Annotated in this window: 13 protein-coding genes; 6 read left to right on the forward strand and 7 right to left on the reverse strand. The window is 71.0% G+C overall.

Annotated elements, in window-relative coordinates:
• Positions 1 to 31 precede the first annotated feature (31 nt).
• Positions 32 to 1918: a glycosyltransferase family 2 protein gene (locus ACQPWU_RS05975; protein ID WP_433437453.1), complete on the forward strand. Its 1887-nt coding sequence runs from the start codon at positions 32 to 34 to the stop codon at positions 1916 to 1918.
• Here ACQPWU_RS05975 and ACQPWU_RS05980 read toward each other — a convergent pair whose 3' ends face one another.
• Both ACQPWU_RS05980 and pseB read right to left on the reverse strand, forming a co-directional pair.
• Positions 1919 to 3043: a DegT/DnrJ/EryC1/StrS family aminotransferase gene (locus ACQPWU_RS05980; RefSeq protein ID WP_433437456.1), complete on the reverse strand. Its 1125-nt coding sequence runs from the start codon at positions 3041 to 3043 to the stop codon at positions 1919 to 1921.
• A complete protein-coding gene (pseB, locus tag ACQPWU_RS05985) occupies positions 3043 to 4017 on the reverse strand; it encodes a UDP-N-acetylglucosamine 4,6-dehydratase (inverting) (RefSeq protein WP_433437457.1) in 975 nt (324 codons plus the stop codon). Before pseB ends, ACQPWU_RS05980 begins: the two co-directional genes overlap by 1 nt.
• A gap of 103 nt (positions 4018 to 4120) precedes the next feature.
• On the opposite strand from pseB, the gene ACQPWU_RS05990 reads away from it, so the two are divergent.
• A complete protein-coding gene (locus tag ACQPWU_RS05990) occupies positions 4121 to 4849 on the forward strand; it encodes a cytidylyltransferase domain-containing protein (protein WP_433437459.1) in 729 nt (242 codons plus the stop codon).
• The gene (locus ACQPWU_RS05995; RefSeq protein WP_433437461.1) at positions 4846 to 5811 is read left to right on the forward strand and encodes a PseG/SpsG family protein; all 966 of its coding nucleotides are present in this window, start codon (positions 4846 to 4848) and stop codon (positions 5809 to 5811) included. Before ACQPWU_RS05990 ends, ACQPWU_RS05995 begins: the two co-directional genes overlap by 4 nt.
• On the opposite strand, the gene pseI is transcribed toward ACQPWU_RS05995, so the two are convergent.
• Both pseI and ACQPWU_RS06005 read right to left on the reverse strand, forming a co-directional pair.
• Positions 5792 to 6835 (reverse strand): pseudaminic acid synthase, encoded by a 1044-nt coding sequence (gene pseI, locus ACQPWU_RS06000; protein ID WP_433437463.1) that lies wholly within the window; start codon positions 6833 to 6835, stop codon positions 5792 to 5794. The genes ACQPWU_RS05995 and pseI overlap by 20 nt on opposite strands.
• Positions 6832 to 7323, reverse strand: a complete 492-nt coding sequence (locus tag ACQPWU_RS06005) for a GNAT family N-acetyltransferase (protein WP_433437465.1) — start codon at positions 7321 to 7323, stop codon at positions 6832 to 6834. Before ACQPWU_RS06005 ends, pseI begins: the two co-directional genes overlap by 4 nt.
• Positions 7324 to 7470: 147 nt before the next feature.
• On the opposite strand from ACQPWU_RS06005, the gene ACQPWU_RS06010 reads away from it, so the two are divergent.
• The 3 genes from ACQPWU_RS06010 to ACQPWU_RS06020 are packed head-to-tail and all read left to right on the forward strand — an operon-like array spanning position 7471 to position 10842.
• A complete protein-coding gene (locus ACQPWU_RS06010) occupies positions 7471 to 8916 on the forward strand; it encodes a glycosyltransferase family 2 protein (protein ID WP_433437467.1) in 1446 nt (481 codons plus the stop codon).
• 48 nt (positions 8917 to 8964) lie between these two features.
• Positions 8965 to 9783 (forward strand): CDP-alcohol phosphatidyltransferase family protein, encoded by an 819-nt coding sequence (locus tag ACQPWU_RS06015; protein ID WP_433437470.1) that lies wholly within the window; start codon positions 8965 to 8967, stop codon positions 9781 to 9783.
• A gap of 21 nt (positions 9784 to 9804) precedes the next feature.
• A complete protein-coding gene (locus tag ACQPWU_RS06020) occupies positions 9805 to 10842 on the forward strand; it encodes a sulfotransferase family protein (protein WP_433437472.1) in 1038 nt (345 codons plus the stop codon).
• On the opposite strand, the gene ACQPWU_RS06025 is transcribed toward ACQPWU_RS06020, so the two are convergent.
• The 3 genes from ACQPWU_RS06025 to ACQPWU_RS06035 form a co-directional block, all read right to left on the reverse strand.
• Positions 10839 to 11861 (reverse strand): glycosyltransferase, encoded by a 1023-nt coding sequence (locus ACQPWU_RS06025; RefSeq protein WP_433437474.1) that lies wholly within the window; start codon positions 11859 to 11861, stop codon positions 10839 to 10841. The genes ACQPWU_RS06020 and ACQPWU_RS06025 overlap by 4 nt on opposite strands.
• A gap of 64 nt (positions 11862 to 11925) precedes the next feature.
• Entirely contained in the window at positions 11926 to 14541 is a 2616-nt protein-coding gene (locus tag ACQPWU_RS06030; RefSeq protein ID WP_433437476.1) for a bifunctional glycosyltransferase/CDP-glycerol:glycerophosphate glycerophosphotransferase, read from the reverse strand.
• A 92-nt stretch (positions 14542 to 14633) separates the two neighbouring features.
• Positions 14634 to 15338, reverse strand: coding sequence for an SRPBCC family protein (locus ACQPWU_RS06035; protein ID WP_433437477.1), 705 nt, complete (start codon positions 15336 to 15338; stop codon positions 14634 to 14636).
• Between the last annotated feature and the right edge of the window lie 59 nt (positions 15339 to 15397).

The following is a 15397-nucleotide window of genomic DNA, read 5'->3' on the forward strand; positions in this document are numbered from 1 at the left end:
AACGGATAACCACCCAGAAAGAGGAAAGCGTGTGCCGGTTCTTTCGGTGATCGTCCCGTTCTACAACGTCGAGAAGTACATCGGGCCCTGCCTGGACTCCATCGCCGCCCAGACGCTGGACGACCTGGAGGTCATCTGCGTCGACGACGGCAGTGCCGACGGCGGCTCGGCGGTCGTCGAGTCCAGGCGGGCCGATGACCGCCGAATCAGCCTCATCAGGCAGGACAACCAGGGTGTGGGCCGCGCCCGCAACGTCGGCGTGCGCCGGGCGACCGGCCGTTATCTGGCGTTCGTGGACGGCGACGACACCGTGCCGCGTGACGCGTTCAAACGCCTGGTGTCCTCGCTCGAATCCACGGGCTCCGACCTGGCCTGCGGAAACGTCATGCGTCTCTACCGCAACCTGCTCATACCGTCGTGGGCCCACAGGGAGGCGTTCGCCAGGCCCGTCAAGGGCACGCACATCACCCGCCACCCGCTGCTGATCCGCGACCGCATGTTGTGGAACAAGGTCTACCGCCGCTCCTTCTGGGACCGCCTCGGCCTGAGCTTCCCCGAGCGGATGTACGAGGACCAGCCCGTCGCCATGGCGGCGCACGTGGGAGCGGGCTCGGTGGACGTGCTGGCCGCGATCGTCTACCACTGGCGGCAACGAGACGAGCCGGGCTCCTCGATCACCCAGCGCAGCCTGGAGCCGGACAACCTGCGTGACCGCCTCCTGTCCGTGCTGGAGACCGCGGCCGTGCTGAGCCGAGGGGCGCCTGGCCTCAAGACGGACTTCGACCGCGACACGCTGGACATCGACATGTCCGTCGCCGTGGAGGCCATGGCCACCATGGGCGCGGCGGCGGACCCGGCCCTGGTGGACCTGGCCGTCCGCTACCTCGACGGCGTGTCGCGCGAGGCCTGGCAGGGCATCCCGTACGCGCTGCGCCTCCAGGTTCACCTGCTGCACCAGCGCCGCCTGTCCGAGCTGGCCTACGTCTTCGCCCAGGACCGCTGCGGACAGCTGCAGCCCCGGGTGGGCTCGGCCGGGCTCCTGCGCAAGCGCTGGTACGGCAGGCACCCGTCGATGCCGGAGCAGCTGTCGGAGGTCTCCGGCGAGCTGGGCCCGGTCGCCAGGCTGGTGAGTCTCGACTGGCGCGACGGCGTGCTCCACGGCGTGGGACGTGTGGGGCTGGGCAGGTTCGACGTGAGAGAGCTGCGCCGGATGCGGGTCCAGGTCCGGCTGGAGGAGCGCAGGACCGGCGAGAGCGTGCTGCTCTGCGACGAGGAGAGCGTGCCCACCTGGGAGAGCGTCGAGCAGGAGGACGGCGGCGCGCTGCCGGAGCACGCGTTCCCGTTCAGGTTCGCGTTCGACCCGGCCGCGCTGACGGCCGCGCAGCTCGCCAGGCATGGCCGCTGGGACCTGTGCGTGCGGCTCAGGGGACACGGGCTGCGGCTCGACGGCCGGGTCGCGGGTCCGCGCTGGTTGCCGCCCCTGATCCCCGCGCCGCGGCGCAGGGAGGGCGTGTGGCTGGTGCCCGTACGCAGCCCCAGGGGCGCGTGGGGCATGCGTCTCCGCACGGCGAAGGCGGTCATCGGCGAGTGCCGGGTGGACGGCGGCGACCTGGTGTTCTCGGGACAGCTGTCCGACTTGGGCGATGGGGAGCCGGTGGTCAGGCTGCAGCGCAGGAGCGACGGCGAGGAGATGTACTTCCCGGTGACGCTGGCGGGCCAGGACTTCCACGCGCGGGTGCCGCTGGCCGACATCGACGAGAGCGTCGGTCACGAGTCGTGGTGGGAGGTCGTCATCGACCAGGGCAAACCCATCCGGCCGCTCGTACGGACCAAGGAGCGGCCGGTCGCGACCGTCGCGGACCGGCGCTTCCTCATCGACCGGGGAGAGGACGGCTGCCTGCTGCTGGCCGAACGCTAGTCAGGCCAGGATGCCCGTGAGCGTCTCCACGACCCGGTCCTGCTGGGCGTCGGTCAGGTCGGGGAACAGCGGCAGCGACAGCTCCTCGGCGTAGTAGGCCTCGGCCAGCGGACAGAGCCCGCGCCGGTAGCCGAGGTCCTCGAACACCGGGTGCCAGTACGCCGGCACGTAGTTGACCTGCACGCCGATCCCGGCGGCCCGCATGCGCTCGTAGACCTCGCGCCGGCGGCCGTCGCGGACCCTGACCGGGTAGAGGTGCCAGCTCGGCCGCACGTACGCGCGCTGGGCCGGCAACGTCAGCCCTGGCACGTCGCGCAGCAGCGTGTTGTAGCGCGCGACCAGCTCCGACCGCCGCTCACGGAAGCTCCCGAGACGCCTGAGCTGGCTGAGCCCGAGCGCGCACAGCACGTCGGGCAGCCGGTAGTTCAGCCCGAACTCGTGCACCTCCTGATGCCACCCGCCCACGTCCGGCTCTCGCTGCTCGGCCGGGTCCCTGACGAGGCCGTGGTTCCTGAAGCGGTCGGCCCGCAGCAGCAGCGAGGGGTCGGCCGCCGCGACCGCGCCGCCCTCCGCCGTCGTCACGGTCTTGGTCGGGAAGAAGGAGAACGTGGTCAGGTCCGCGAGCGCGCCCACGGGCCGGTCCTTGTACGCGGCCCCGATCGAATGCGCCGCGTCGCTCACCAGCACCGCCCCGGCCGAGTCGGCGGCCGTGCGCAGCTCGTCGTAGTCGGCGGGATGGCCCGCGTAGTCCACCGCCGTGACCGCCCGCGTCCTGGGGCCGGCCAGCGCGGTGACGGCGTCGGGGTCGAGGTTGCCCGTGTCGGGCTGCACATCGGCGAAGAGCACCCGCGCGCCCAGCAGCGCGGCCGTGGCCGCCGTGGCCACGAACGTCAGCGGCGAGGTGACCACCTCGTCGCCCGCCCGCACCCCGGCGGCTACGTAGGCGACGTGCAGCGCGGCCGTCCCCGACGTGACGGACACGCACGGCACGCCGCCCGTCCAGCGGGCCAGCTCGGCCTCGAACCGGCCCACGGCGGGTCCGGTGGTCAGCCAGTCGCCGCGCAGCACCTCGGCGACCGCTTCGACGTCGGACTCGGCGATCGACTGCCGCCCGTAGGGGAGCATCAGCCTGCCGCCATGGCGCGCAGGTCGTCGACCGAGAGCCACTGGTCGTTGGTGTCGGAGCGGTAGGTGAAGCCCTCCGGCAGCAGCTCTCCGCCCGGCGGCGTGTAGCCCCACGTGGCGATCGTGGGCTGGACGATGTACCGGTCGGCCAGGCGCAGCGTCCTGCGGCCGTCGTCGGGCGCGATCATCTCCTCGTGCAGCTTCTCGCCCGGCCGGATGCCGATCTCGTAGATCGGGCTGTCCGGCGCCAGCGCCTCGGCCAGGTCGGTGACGCGCATGCTGGGGATGCGCGGCACGTAGAGCTCGCCGCCCCGCATCTGGTCGAACGAGTCCACCACGAACCTGACGGCCTGGTCGAGCGTGATCCAGAACCTGGTCATGCGCTTGTCGGTGATCGGCAGGCTGGCGCCCTGCTCGGCCAGGCGCAGGAAGAACGGCACCACCGAGCCCCTGCTGCCGACCACGTTGCCGTAGCGGACGACGGAGAAGCGGGTCTCGTGGGCGGCGGCGTAGTGGTTGGCCGAGACGAAGAGCTTGTCGGCGACCAGCTTCGTGGCCCCGTACAGGTTGATCGGGCTGGAGGCCTTGTCGGTGGAGAGCGCGACCACCTTGCGCACGCCGCAGTCGATGGCGGCCTCGACGACGTTCTGGGATCCGGCGACGTTGGTGCGGACGTACTCGAACGGGTTGTACTCGGCCGTGTCCACCTGCTTGAGCGCCGCCGCGTGGACCACGTGGTCGACGCCGTGCATGGCGCGGGTCAGCCGGTCGCGGTCCCTGACGTCGCCGATGAACCAGCGCAGGCGGTCGTCGTCGCTGAAGAGCTGCCTGAGCTCGTACTGCTTGAGCTCGTCGCGTGAGAAGACCACCAGGCGCCGCACACCCAGCGAGTCGAGCGCGTGGCGGATGAACGCCTTGCCGAAGGACCCCGTGCCTCCGGTGATCAGAATCGACGATCCGCTGAGAATGCTCACGTGGCCCCCTGAAATCGCGTTTACGCGCTGTAGTCGTTTGAGCAGGCGGTAGCATAGCGCGATCGACTAACCACACAGGGTCACACGGGGGAATGGGGCTTCGGTGCGTATTGTCGGGATTGTTCAGGCGCGCATGGGGTCGACGCGCCTGCCGGGCAAGGTGCTGCGGGACCTGGGCGGCCGGTCGGTGCTGGGGTGGGTGGTCCGGGCCGTACGCGAGGCCGGCGTGCTCGACGATCTCGTGGTGGCCACCACGACCGAGGAGGCCGACGACGCGGTGGTCGCCGAGTGCCGCCGCCTCGGCGTGGCGTGGCATCGGGGGCCCGTGGACGACGTGCTGACGAGGTTCATGGAGGCGCTGGCCGGGCGGCGCGGGGACGCGGTGATGAGGTTCACGGCGGATTGCCCGCTGCTGGATCCCGCCGTGATCAGGGAGGCGGCGATGGTGTTCCGCGCCGTGCGCGGGCTCGGCTATCTGAGCACGGGCCTGGCGCGCACGTTGCCGCGCGGGCTCGACGTGGAGATCGTGAGCAGGGCCGCGCTCGAGCGGGCCGACGCCGAGGCCGCCGGGTTCCACCGCACGCACGTGACCTCCTACGTCTACTCGCACCCGGGCGACGCGCGGCTGCTCGGGCTCGCCTACCAGCCGGTCGCCGACGACCTGCGGGTCACGCTCGACACGGAGGACGACTGGCGGCTCATCTCCCGGGTGGTGGACGCGCTGGGCGACCGGTGCCTGCCGTTCGGGACGGTGGTCGGCTGGCTGCGCGAGCGGCCAGAGGTGTGCGGGCTCAACGCCCACGTACGGCAGAAGGCCCTCCAGGACGCGTGAGCGGCGTCGGCTTCCGGTGCGACGCCGGTGTCAGGAGCGGCGTCGGCCACCTGGTGAGGTGCGTGGCGCTGGCCGAGGAGCTGTGCGCGCGGGGCGTGCCGGTGGTGTTCCTCGGTGAGGTGCGCGGCTCGGACTGGGCGCGGGCGCAGCTCCGGGAGCGTGGGCTACCGCTGGTGCCCGCTCCCGGGCAGCCGGCACGTCTGGCGGCGCTGGCCCGCGAGCTCCGCCTTGACGCCGTGGTCCTCGACTCGTACGAACTGCCGGACGGCACGGGGGCGGCGCTCAGGGGAGCGGGCCTGGCCGTGCTGGCGATCGTGGACGGCGACCCGCGGGGCCAGGAGGCCGATCTCTACCTCGACCAGAACCTCGGCGCCGAGCGCCGCCCTTTCCCCCAGCCCGCCCGGCGCCTGGCCGGGGCGGGTTACGTGCTCCTGCGGGACAGCGTCCGGCGGCGCAGGCGGACGCGGCGACCGGGGCCGGTGCCGCGCGTGCTGTGCTTCTTCGGCGGCACCGACAGCGCCGGTGTGGCCCCCGCCTGGGCCGAGGCCCTGCGAGCGACCGGGGCGGAGTTCGAGGCCACGGTCGTCAGCCCGGCGCCGTTCGAGGCGGACGGGCCGATCACCGTGATCCCGCCGACCGACCGGCTGCCGGACCTCATGGCCGAGGCCGACCTCGTGGTCACCGCCGCCGGATCGGCCATCTGGGAGCTGCTCTACCTCGGTGTCCCCACCGCCCTGAGCTGGGTGGCCGACAACCAGCTCATCGGCTATGAGGAGCTCGTGGGCCGGGGCGTCGCGGCCGGGCTCGGGCGCGCGGCCGACGCCCAGGCCGTCGGCGTGCTGGCCCGCCTGCTCACCGACCCCACCGCCAGAGAGGAGCACGGGCGGCGGGGCAGCGGCCTCGTGGACGGCAGGGGCAGGGAACGCGTCGCCGACGCCCTCCTCAGATCAGATCCCAGCTGAGCGGCGTGCCGAACGGCACATCGCGGGTGAAGCGCCGCCCCATCACCTCTCCGGCCGCGTCGGGGGACAGGCCGCCCGCGGGCCGGATCGAGCGTACGTTCTCCGGGGTCACCGCCTCGCCCGCGCGCACGTCCCGCACCACGTAAAGGGATCGGCGGAACCGCAGCCCCTCCCGCTCGGACGGCCGCGGCCCGATGGTCACGCTCCCCAGCGACTGCCACGCCCGCCCGCTCTCCACCACGAGCGCCGCGAGCTCGGCGGGCTCCAGCGAGAAGGCCGCGTCGACCCCGCCCTCGGCACGGGACATGGTGACGTGCTTCTCGATCAGGCACGCCCCCAACGCCACCGCCGCCAGCGGCACCCCGATGCCCGGCGTGTGGTCGGAGACCCCGGCCACCTCGCCCGTGAGCGCCGCCAGCAGCGGCAGCGACCGCAGGTTGCTCTCGGCGGGGGAGGCGGGGTAGGAGGCCGTGCAGGACAGCACGGCGAGCTCGGTGCAGCCCGCCTCGCGGGCGGCCGCCAGCGCGGCGTGGATCTCGCCGATCGACGCCATCCCCGTGGAGATGACGAGCGGCTTCCCGGTGGCGGCCGCGAGCCGGATCAGCGGCAGGTCCACGATCTCCGAAGAGGCGATCTTGTACGCGGGCACGCCCAGCTTCTCCAGGAACTCGACGGCCGTGGGATCGAAGGGCGAGGAGAACGCGATGAGCCCGTGCTCGCGGGCCCGCTCGAAGATCGGCTCGTGCCACTCCCAGGGCGTGTGGGCGCGCTCGAAGAGCCGGTAGAGGGTCTCGCCGCCCCACAGCTCGTGCCCGTCGCCCATGCGGAACGCGGGCCCGTTGCAGTCGATGGTCAGCGTGTCGGGCCGGTACGTCTGAAGCTTCAGCGCGTGCGCCCCGCTCGCCGCCACCGCGTCCACGATGGCCAGCGCCTGATCCAGGCTCCCGTTGTGGTTGCCGGACATCTCGGCGACGACGAACGGCGGATGGTCCGCCCCGATCGCCCGCCCCGCGATGGAGATCATGCGTGCTCCTTCCTGAGCCGGATGGTCACAACATCTCGCGGCACGCCGTCGACGTCCCGCAGGTAGGCCCCGACCTCCACGAACCCGAACCGCCTGTGCAGCCGCCTGACCGGCTCGTTGCAGGCCAGCACCTCGCCGCGCAGCGTCGTCAGCCCGAGCGGCCCGAAGGCGTACTCGATGGCCTCCTGCTCCAGGCCGATCCACGCCCGTAGCAGCGCGCCCGACTGCTCCAGCCCGTCCAGGTCGAGGTAGAAGCTCCAGGTGCCGCTCTCGGGCGACAGGCCCGAATAGGTCACCACGCCCGCGGCGGTCTCCTCGTGGTCGTAGATCAGCACCCGCTTGCGCGTGTCGGCGCGGGTGGCCTCCCACCAGCGGGCGTGCTCGTACTCGGAGATCTCGTGCGTGGTGAAGCTGGCCGCCCGCACGCGTGGATGGTTGCGCCATCGGCGCATGACCGGCAGATCGTCGTCCTGGACTCTTCTCAGCACCGCTCCCCCTACTGCTCGTGCTCGCCTCATTGCCCAACGTAGCGGATTATGCGTCCGGTAAAGAGCTGATCAGGGCTGCGGAATCCGCCCGGCGGCCGGGGCATGCTGCCCCTGGAACCCGTCCCGAGAGCCAAGGAGCAAATCGGAATGATCCCCCTGCTCAGTGTGGTCGTCCCGGTCTACAACGTGGAGCCGTACATCACGGAATGCCTGAAGTCGCTGGCCGCGCAGACGCTGGACGACATCGAGGTCGTCCTGGTGGACGACGGTTCCTCCGACGGCAGCCGGCGCATCGCCGAGGACTTCGCCGCGATGGACGGCCGCTTCGTCCTCGTCGGCCAGCGGAACATGGGGCCGGGGCCGGCGCGCAACCTGGGGATCCGGCAGGCCCGCGGCATGTATCTCGCCTTCGCCGACAGCGACGACGTCGTGCCGCCCGAGGCGTACCGGCTGCTCGTCGGCGCGCTCGCGGAGACCGGCTCCGACCTCGCGTGCGGCGCGGTGGGGCGGCTCGTGGACGGCGTGCTGGAGGATTCGATCCTGCACGAGAAGGCGTTCAGGCGGCCGCAGCTGTGCACCCACATCACCGACAAACAGGTGCTCATCAGGGATCGCACGGTCTGGAACAAGGTCTACCGGCGCGACTTCTGGGAGCGCTGCGGCCTGGCGTTCTCCGCGGGGATCTACGAGGACGTGCCCGTCGCCATGCAGGCACACGTCCTGGCCACCAGCGTGGACATGATCGGCGACGTGGTCTACCACTGGCGCAAGCGCGACGTGGGGGAGGCCTCGATCACGCAGCGCCGGGCCGAGCTGTCCAACCTGTACGAACGGCTGGCCGCCATCCGCGCGGTGCGCGCCTTCCTCGACGAGCGGGCGCCCGAGTTGCTCGACGGCTTCGACGCGCTGGTGCTGGAGAAGGACATCGTGTTCCTGTTCCAGGCTCTGGAGGAGTGCGAGGGGAGCGGGCCGCTGCTGGAGCTGGCCCACGTGTGGCTGGCCGAGCTGAGCCCGAAGTCGCTGGCCACCGCGCCATCGCTGCGCCGCCTGGAGCTGCACCTGCTCAGGCACGGCATGGTGAGCGAGCTGTGTGAGGTGCGTGAGTTCCGGCGTACCCGCGAGGACGGCACCCGCGTCGTGCCGCGCGGGTGGCGCAACACCAACTGGTACGGCGACTACCCCTTCTTCCGCAAACGCCGCCGGCTCCGCATCCCCGACGAGGTGTTCGACGCCCGTGACGAGCTCAAGCTGATCGCCAGGGTCGAGGAGTGCGACTGGACCGGCGCCGAGTACCGCCTGAGCGGCGAGGTCGCGATCCACCGGGTCGACCGCAAGGTGGACAAGGTCAACCTGTGGCTCAGTGACGGCCGTCGCCGGGTGCCGCTGGAGGTGCGCCGCACGGGCCGCTACGGCATGGCAGCGGCCATCGACCCCGAGCGGCTCGAGGGAGGGGGGCCGAGCTGGCGCCTCCAGGTGCGCGCCGAGGCCCGCGGCCTGGTGCTCAAGGCCTGGGCCAGGGACGGCGAGGCGAACTCCGCGTGGCGGTTCACCGTGCCGGGATGGTCAAGAAGCGGCATGGACATGCCCCAGTAGTTCCAGAGAGTAATCGCTCGGGCGCGTCGCGTCGTCATGCTGGAGTCCATGAGGACCTATTCGCTCGATGACGTCTACGAGACACGCAAGCGGAGAGACTCCTGGTGGACCGTGTATTTCGTGGACCCGGTCGCCTGCCGGGTCGCCCTCCCCGTCGCCAACCACACCCAGCTGACGCCCAACGGTCTCACCGTTTTCTCGCTGGTCCTCGGCGCGGTGTCGGCCATCTGTTTTGCGACGAACCAGCTCATAGCGGGCGCCATCGTCTTCTATCTGAGCTTCATGATCGACTGCGTGGACGGCAAAATCGCCCGGCTCAAGGGCACGGGCACGCCGTTCGGCCTCTGGCTCGACTACGTGGGGGACCGGGTCAGGGTGGTCCTGTGTGCCGGGGGGCTGGCATACGGGCAGTACGCCCTCACATCGGATGTGCGCTACATCCTCCTCGGGGCGGCGGTGGCCGTGCTGGACCTGTTCAGGTACGTCAACGCCCCGCAGATGAAGCGCGTACGCGAGGCGGTCAGGGAGGAGCGGGGGGAGCGGGAGCCCGACGAGGACCTCATCGATCCCCTGGACCGGGTGTCGCTCGCCGAGAGGACTCGGCGGCCGCGCAGCTTCTCCAGGCGGTTCAACAGGTTCCTGGCCCGGCACCGGGTCCGCTCGCACCTGATCAGCGGCATCGAGTTCCACGCGGCGGTGTTCGTGGTCGCGCCCCTTGCGGGGGCATGGGCGCTGATCCCGCTCGCCGCGCTGGCGGGGGTGCTGCTGCTGGTCAACGAGATCTTCCTTGTCTACCGGATGTGGCGCTTCACGCGCAGGCACGGCGTGCCCTCCTCTCAGGAGAGCCGAGAGCACGTTCTCGTCTAAGTTTTCGGGGGTTACTACGAAATGTCCGACCGGCCAGTCTTCGTCATTGGATGTCCGCGGTCCGGCACCACGATGCTCCAGCTCATGCTCCACTCGCACCCCCGCATGGCGGTGCCTCCGGAGACGCGCTTCCTCATTCCCGCTTATTACCGGCGCCGCACGTGGGGGGACCTGCGGATCGCCTCCCGCCGCCGCGCGCTGGCGCAGTGGATCGCGACCGACCGCAGCACGAAGTTCCGCGAGCTCAAGATCGACAAGGACGAGTTCGTCAGGCAGGTCGTGGAGGGTCCCGGTTCGCTGGGATCGGTGTTCGGGACGGCCTTCCGCATGTACGCCGACCGGTTCGACAAGGCCCGATGGGGCGACAAGCGGCCCAGCTACGTCAAGCAGGTGGACCTGCTGCTCAGGCTCTTCCCCGACGCCCAGTTCATCCACCTCATCAGGGACGGCCGCGACTGCGTGGCCTCGCTGAAGGAGATGCCCTGGTACACGCTCGACTCCTTCCACGCCATCTCCACCTGGGCCGAGGCCATCGACGCGGGCGGCCGGCTCAGGCGGACGCTGAGCGAGGACACCTACTACGAGCTGCGCTACGAGGACCTCACCGACGACCCCTCGACCGAGCTGAAGAAGCTCTGCCACTTCCTGGACGAGGACTTCTCGCCGGCGATGGTCTCCCCGCGCGAGGCGGCCAGCGTGGCGGTGCCGCAGCACAAGGTCTGGCACAGCAACACCCACGGCGAGGTCACCAGGAGCCGCGTCGGGAGCTGGGCCAAGCGGCTGGACGACTGGGAGATCGCGCTGGCAGAGCACATGCTCGGCGATCGCCTCGAGTCCATGGGGTACGAGCTGAGCGGCGCGCCCAAGCCGTCCAAGGAGCACGTGACGGCCGGCCAGAGGACGATGCAGAAGCGCAAGGCCAGTCGCATGCGCAAGCACGTGCGCGACCGGCTCAACCGGTTGCGCGAGCCCAGCCCCGTGGCCGCGATGCTCACCTCGGGTCAGCGGTCCCTGGCGGGCGTGCCCCAGCAGCGCACGGAGATGGCCGAGCCCGTCTAACGCTCGATGTGGGCGAAAAGCCGCTCCCAGCCATCCAGCACGTGGTCGAGGCGGAAAGCCTCGGCCCGTGCGCGCGCGTCGGACCCCAGCCGCCGCCGCTCATCGTGGGAACCGGCCAGCTCGCCCAGCACGCCGGCGAACGCGTCCACGTCTCCCGGCGGCACCGGCACGGGTCCTGCGCGGCGCACGCCGCCTGACACGTCGAACGCCACCGACGGCACTCCGTGCGCGGCCGACTCCAGCAGCACGATGGGCAGGCCCTCGTGCTCGCTGGTCAGGCCCAGGATGGACGCGTTCAGGTATTCGGCGGGCATCCGCGCAGCCGGCACCCGCCCTCTGAAGACCACACGATCCCCGACACCCTCCCCGCGCGCGTGCTCGCGCAGCCGCTCCAGCTCCGCGCCGTCGCCGATCAGGTGCAGCTCCCACGGCGGCGGCAGGCCCGAGCGGGCGAACGCGCTGATCAGCCGGTCGAACCGCTTGACCCCTTCCAAACGGCCCACGCCGAGCACGCGGGGCGCGGTGAGCGAGGAGAGCTGATCCGGCCAGTAGGGCAGGGGGTTGGGCAGCGTCCAGGTGTTGGGCAGCAGCGCGTGCTCGGAGAACAGCCGGGCGTCGTCCTCGCTGAGGAAGACCGCCTGGTCCAGCTGGAGGTAGTGGCGCCTGATCGAGGCGAGGTGCCAGCAGCCGCGGGCGTGGTCGTACGAGCCGTGGTACTGCCCGATCGGCCGGAACTCCGGAGGGAGCAGCTCCGACAGCCGGGCCACCACGGACGGCGAGGTCATGACGGCGTAGCCGGGCTCGATGGCGCCGAGCAGCCTCCTCAGCCGCCGCCCCGCCCCGATCACGTAGCGGTGGTACAGCGGCCGGTCCACGTACCGGAACGGGGAGCGGGACCGCTCCAGCCCGATCACGTGCACCTCGTGCCCGCGCCCGGCCAGCCCCTGGGCGAGCGTATGGGTCACCTGCTGGACGCCGCCCAGGGTGTCGGCGTCGAGGCAGGCGAAGACGACACTCACAGGCCCTCCTCCGTCGGTCCTGTGAGCAAACTGCTGTGTCCATTGGTTCCCTCGCTGCGCTCGCTCACTTGAAGAAATCCTCCACTATGCGCGCGGCCGCGTCGCCGCGCTCGTCGGCGCACCACAGGGCGCGGAAGGCCGCGTACCGTCCGGCGAAGGCCGCGTGGGCCTCGGGCAGCCGCCTGATCACGGCCACCAGCTCCTCGGTGGTCGTGACGCACGGGCCAGGTGCGATGGCGGGCAGGTCGTGGTAGACGCCGCGCTCCGACAGCCGGTAGGCGTCCCAGTCGTCGATGAAGAACACCATCGGCTTACCGGTGATCGCGTAGTCGCACATCACCGACGAGTAGTCGGTCAGCAGCGCGTCCGAGGCCAGCATCAGGTCGTTGATCTCGGGGTACGACCCGGCGTCCCGTACGAAGTGCTTGAGGTGCTCGGGCGGGCAGTAGCGCTCGATCGGATGCGTACGCAGCACCAGCACCCATTCGTCGGCCAGTTCGGCGGCCAGCAGCTCCAGATCGACCCGTACGGACTTGCCGCTGCCCTTCTCCCGGTCCCGGTAGGTGGGCGCGTAGAGCAGGATCTTCCGCCCGCGCGGGATCTCCAGCCGCTCCCGCACGTCCCCGGCCGCCTCACCCCTGACCAGCGCGTCGCAGCGCGGCGTCCCGTACCGGTAGACCTTGCCCGTGTACCCGTTGGAGGGCAGGAAGAGCCGTGAGAACTCCGCGCTCGGCGAGACCAGCGCGTCCCACCGCGCGACCGCGGCCCGCCACTGCGCGCGCGGCCGGTCGAAGTCGCCACGCAGGTCGGGCGCGTCGAACCCGATCGACTTGATGCCCTGCCCGTGCCAGGTCTGCAGGTAACGGGTGCCACGCGGCTTCGGGTAGTCCAGCGGGAAGCCGTGGCTGTCCACCCAGATCCCGGCCCTGGCCATCGTCCAGATGTAGGCCCAGCTTCCCCTGCGTACGAGCCGCGTGCCGGGCGGGAAGTTTCCGCGCCCCCTGGCCACCGACCAGACCACGTCGATCGGCAGATCGCGCCGCCGAAGCTCGTCGTAGATGGCCCGCGGGCTGCCGCCGCAGCCCTTGCCGACGTCCGACTCGAACAGCGCGAGGTTCCGCCGCGGCGGCAGCACCTTGATGAGCAGCTTGTAGGCACGCAGCTTGTTCTCCGGCGTGCTGAGCCGCCTCACCAGCGCCCACGCGGCCCGCCACAAGACCGGCCGGGGGCCGGGCCGTACGCACAGGTAGGCGGCGTAGCCCTCGACCGTCACCGTGCACCCGGGCAGCTCGATGGGCTTGGTACGCGGGTCGGCGATGAGCCGGTCCGTCGTGGTGTGCCCGTCGCAGGTCCTGGTGAAGCCGATGCGCGGCTCGCACTTGCCCGTGGGCGTGAAGGTGACCTCGCTGACGTACCCACCCTCGCCTGACGGCTCTGGTTTTATCGGGATTTTTCGGGCTCCGAGCTGCAGGAACGCCGTCCAGTCCAGCGGCAGCGCCCCGAACGGGTCGTACGTACGCACGACCATCCGCACCCGCTCGCCTTCCGAGGAGAGGTCCGACACCTCGTGCCGCAGCCTGGACTCGGAGAAGGGCAGCTCGGCCAGGCGGAGCTTCGTGATGTCCATGCCGGGCGAGACCGACGTCCCCCAGTACGTGTGCCCGTCGAGCTGCACGGCCGCCCGCGGCGCGGCCCTCACTCCGGTGAGCGAGCCCGCGGCCACGCGAAGCTCCTCGGGCCTGTCGTCGAGGATGAGCTCGCAGCAGACCCGGTCCAGCGGCTCGATCCCGTCCAGCACCCAGCCGGGGATCTCCTCCAGGTACGGCCGCACGACCGAGGCGAACTCCTTGACCCACACCAGATCCCGCGCGGGCAGCGGATTGAGGTAGACCCGCAGGTCCTGCCGGAGGAACCGGCGCTGCCTGTGCGGCACCAGGTCCTCGGCGCCGCGCTCCCGCAGGATGTCGTCGCTCAGCCGGGCCGCGACGATCCGCTGCCGCACGTTGTCCATGTCGCCGATGCGCTGCGAGATCGAGTCGTTCGTCAGTGCCCGGTGCCAGTGGTAGACCACCCACGGCACGATCGCGAACCTGCGCGAGACCGCGTACAACTCGGCCGCGAAGACGTGGTCCTCGTAGAGGATGTCCTCGGGGAAGTGCACGGCGCGCTCCCGCAGCCGGCGCATGTCGTAGAGCTTGTTCGTGCTGAAGCAGTCCAGGAAGAGCTCGGGCTCCCGGCGGATCCCCTCCACCACCCGCCGCCCGGCGAAGAGCGAGGGATAGTACGGCTTCAGCCGCCCGCTCGGCTCGAACAGCCGCGAGATCTGCCCCGACACGAACTCGGCCCCGGTCCGCTCGATCTCGGCGAGCAGGCTCTTGCACGCGTGCCTGGGCAGCTCGTCGTCGCTGTCGAGGAACATCACGTACGGCGAGGTCGCCGCGTCGATCCCGTCGTTCCTGGGCGCGCCGCAGCCCCCGCTGTTGACGGGCCTGCGCAGGTACCGCACCCGGCGATCGTGCTCCATGAGACGGGCGGCCACGTCCGGCGTGCCGTCCGTGCTGGCGTCGTCGACGACGATCACCTCGAGGTCGCGCAGCGACTGGCCGAGCACGGAACGCACGGCCCTGGGCAGGCGGGCCGCGTCGTTGTACGAGATCACGACAACGGTGCAGTCCGGCATCCCAACCCCCCGCTGGTCCAATCACCTGCGGGAATGGCACTTCCCCCAGGCCGGGGGAAGTGTCCGGACTTGATGGAGTGTTTGCTGGAAAATCAGCGCATAAGCCGACGAATCACCCAAGCGATGACAAACAGGGCGGCCAGTGCGCCTGCGATGGGCGCCAGGCGCTTCAGCAGCGGCTGACCCGCGATCTCCAGCAGGTCGAGTGCCTCCTCTTCAGGTGTGCGCGAGGTGCGTGTCGTGCCCGCGGGCCGCACCTCCTGCTCGAGCGGCGCCGGCACCGCGCTCAGGTGCCGCTCCTCCTCGTGGCTCGCCGCGAGGGCGGGCGCCGGGACGGGCTCGACCGTGGGTTCGGAGAGCAGCTCGGCCAGGTTGGCCGCGAACTTGTCAATGAGCTTGCCGCCGACCTCGGCCATCACGCCGCGCCCGAACTGGGCCGGCCGCCCGGTCACGTTGAACGTCGTCTCCACGTTCACCGTCGTGGCTTCATCGCTCGGCGTCATCCGTGCCTTGACCGTGGCCGAGGCCGTGCCCGAGCCCCTGGCCTCCTTGCCCGACGCCTGGATGGTGAGCGAGCAGGAGTCCTTGTCCACGTCCTCGAACCTGGCCGAGCCCTTGTAGGTCACCACGATCGGGCCGACCTTGACCTTCATCCTGCCGGTGAACTCGTCGCCCTCGAAGATGTCCAGCGTCGCCCCCGGCAGGCACGGCGCAACCCGCTCGACGTCGAGCAGCACCGCCCACGCCTGCTCGATCGGGACTGGAACAGTGAACTCGTGCTCGAACCGCATCGCCATCGATACGCTCCTTCCCGGTGCTTGCGACACTACGTCTGGACGGGGGCGCCCCGGAAGAG

It is taken from the genome of Nonomuraea sp. CA-141351 (genome assembly GCF_050944675.1).
In the GTDB taxonomy this organism is placed as follows: Bacteria; Actinomycetota; Actinomycetes; order Streptosporangiales; family Streptosporangiaceae; genus Nonomuraea.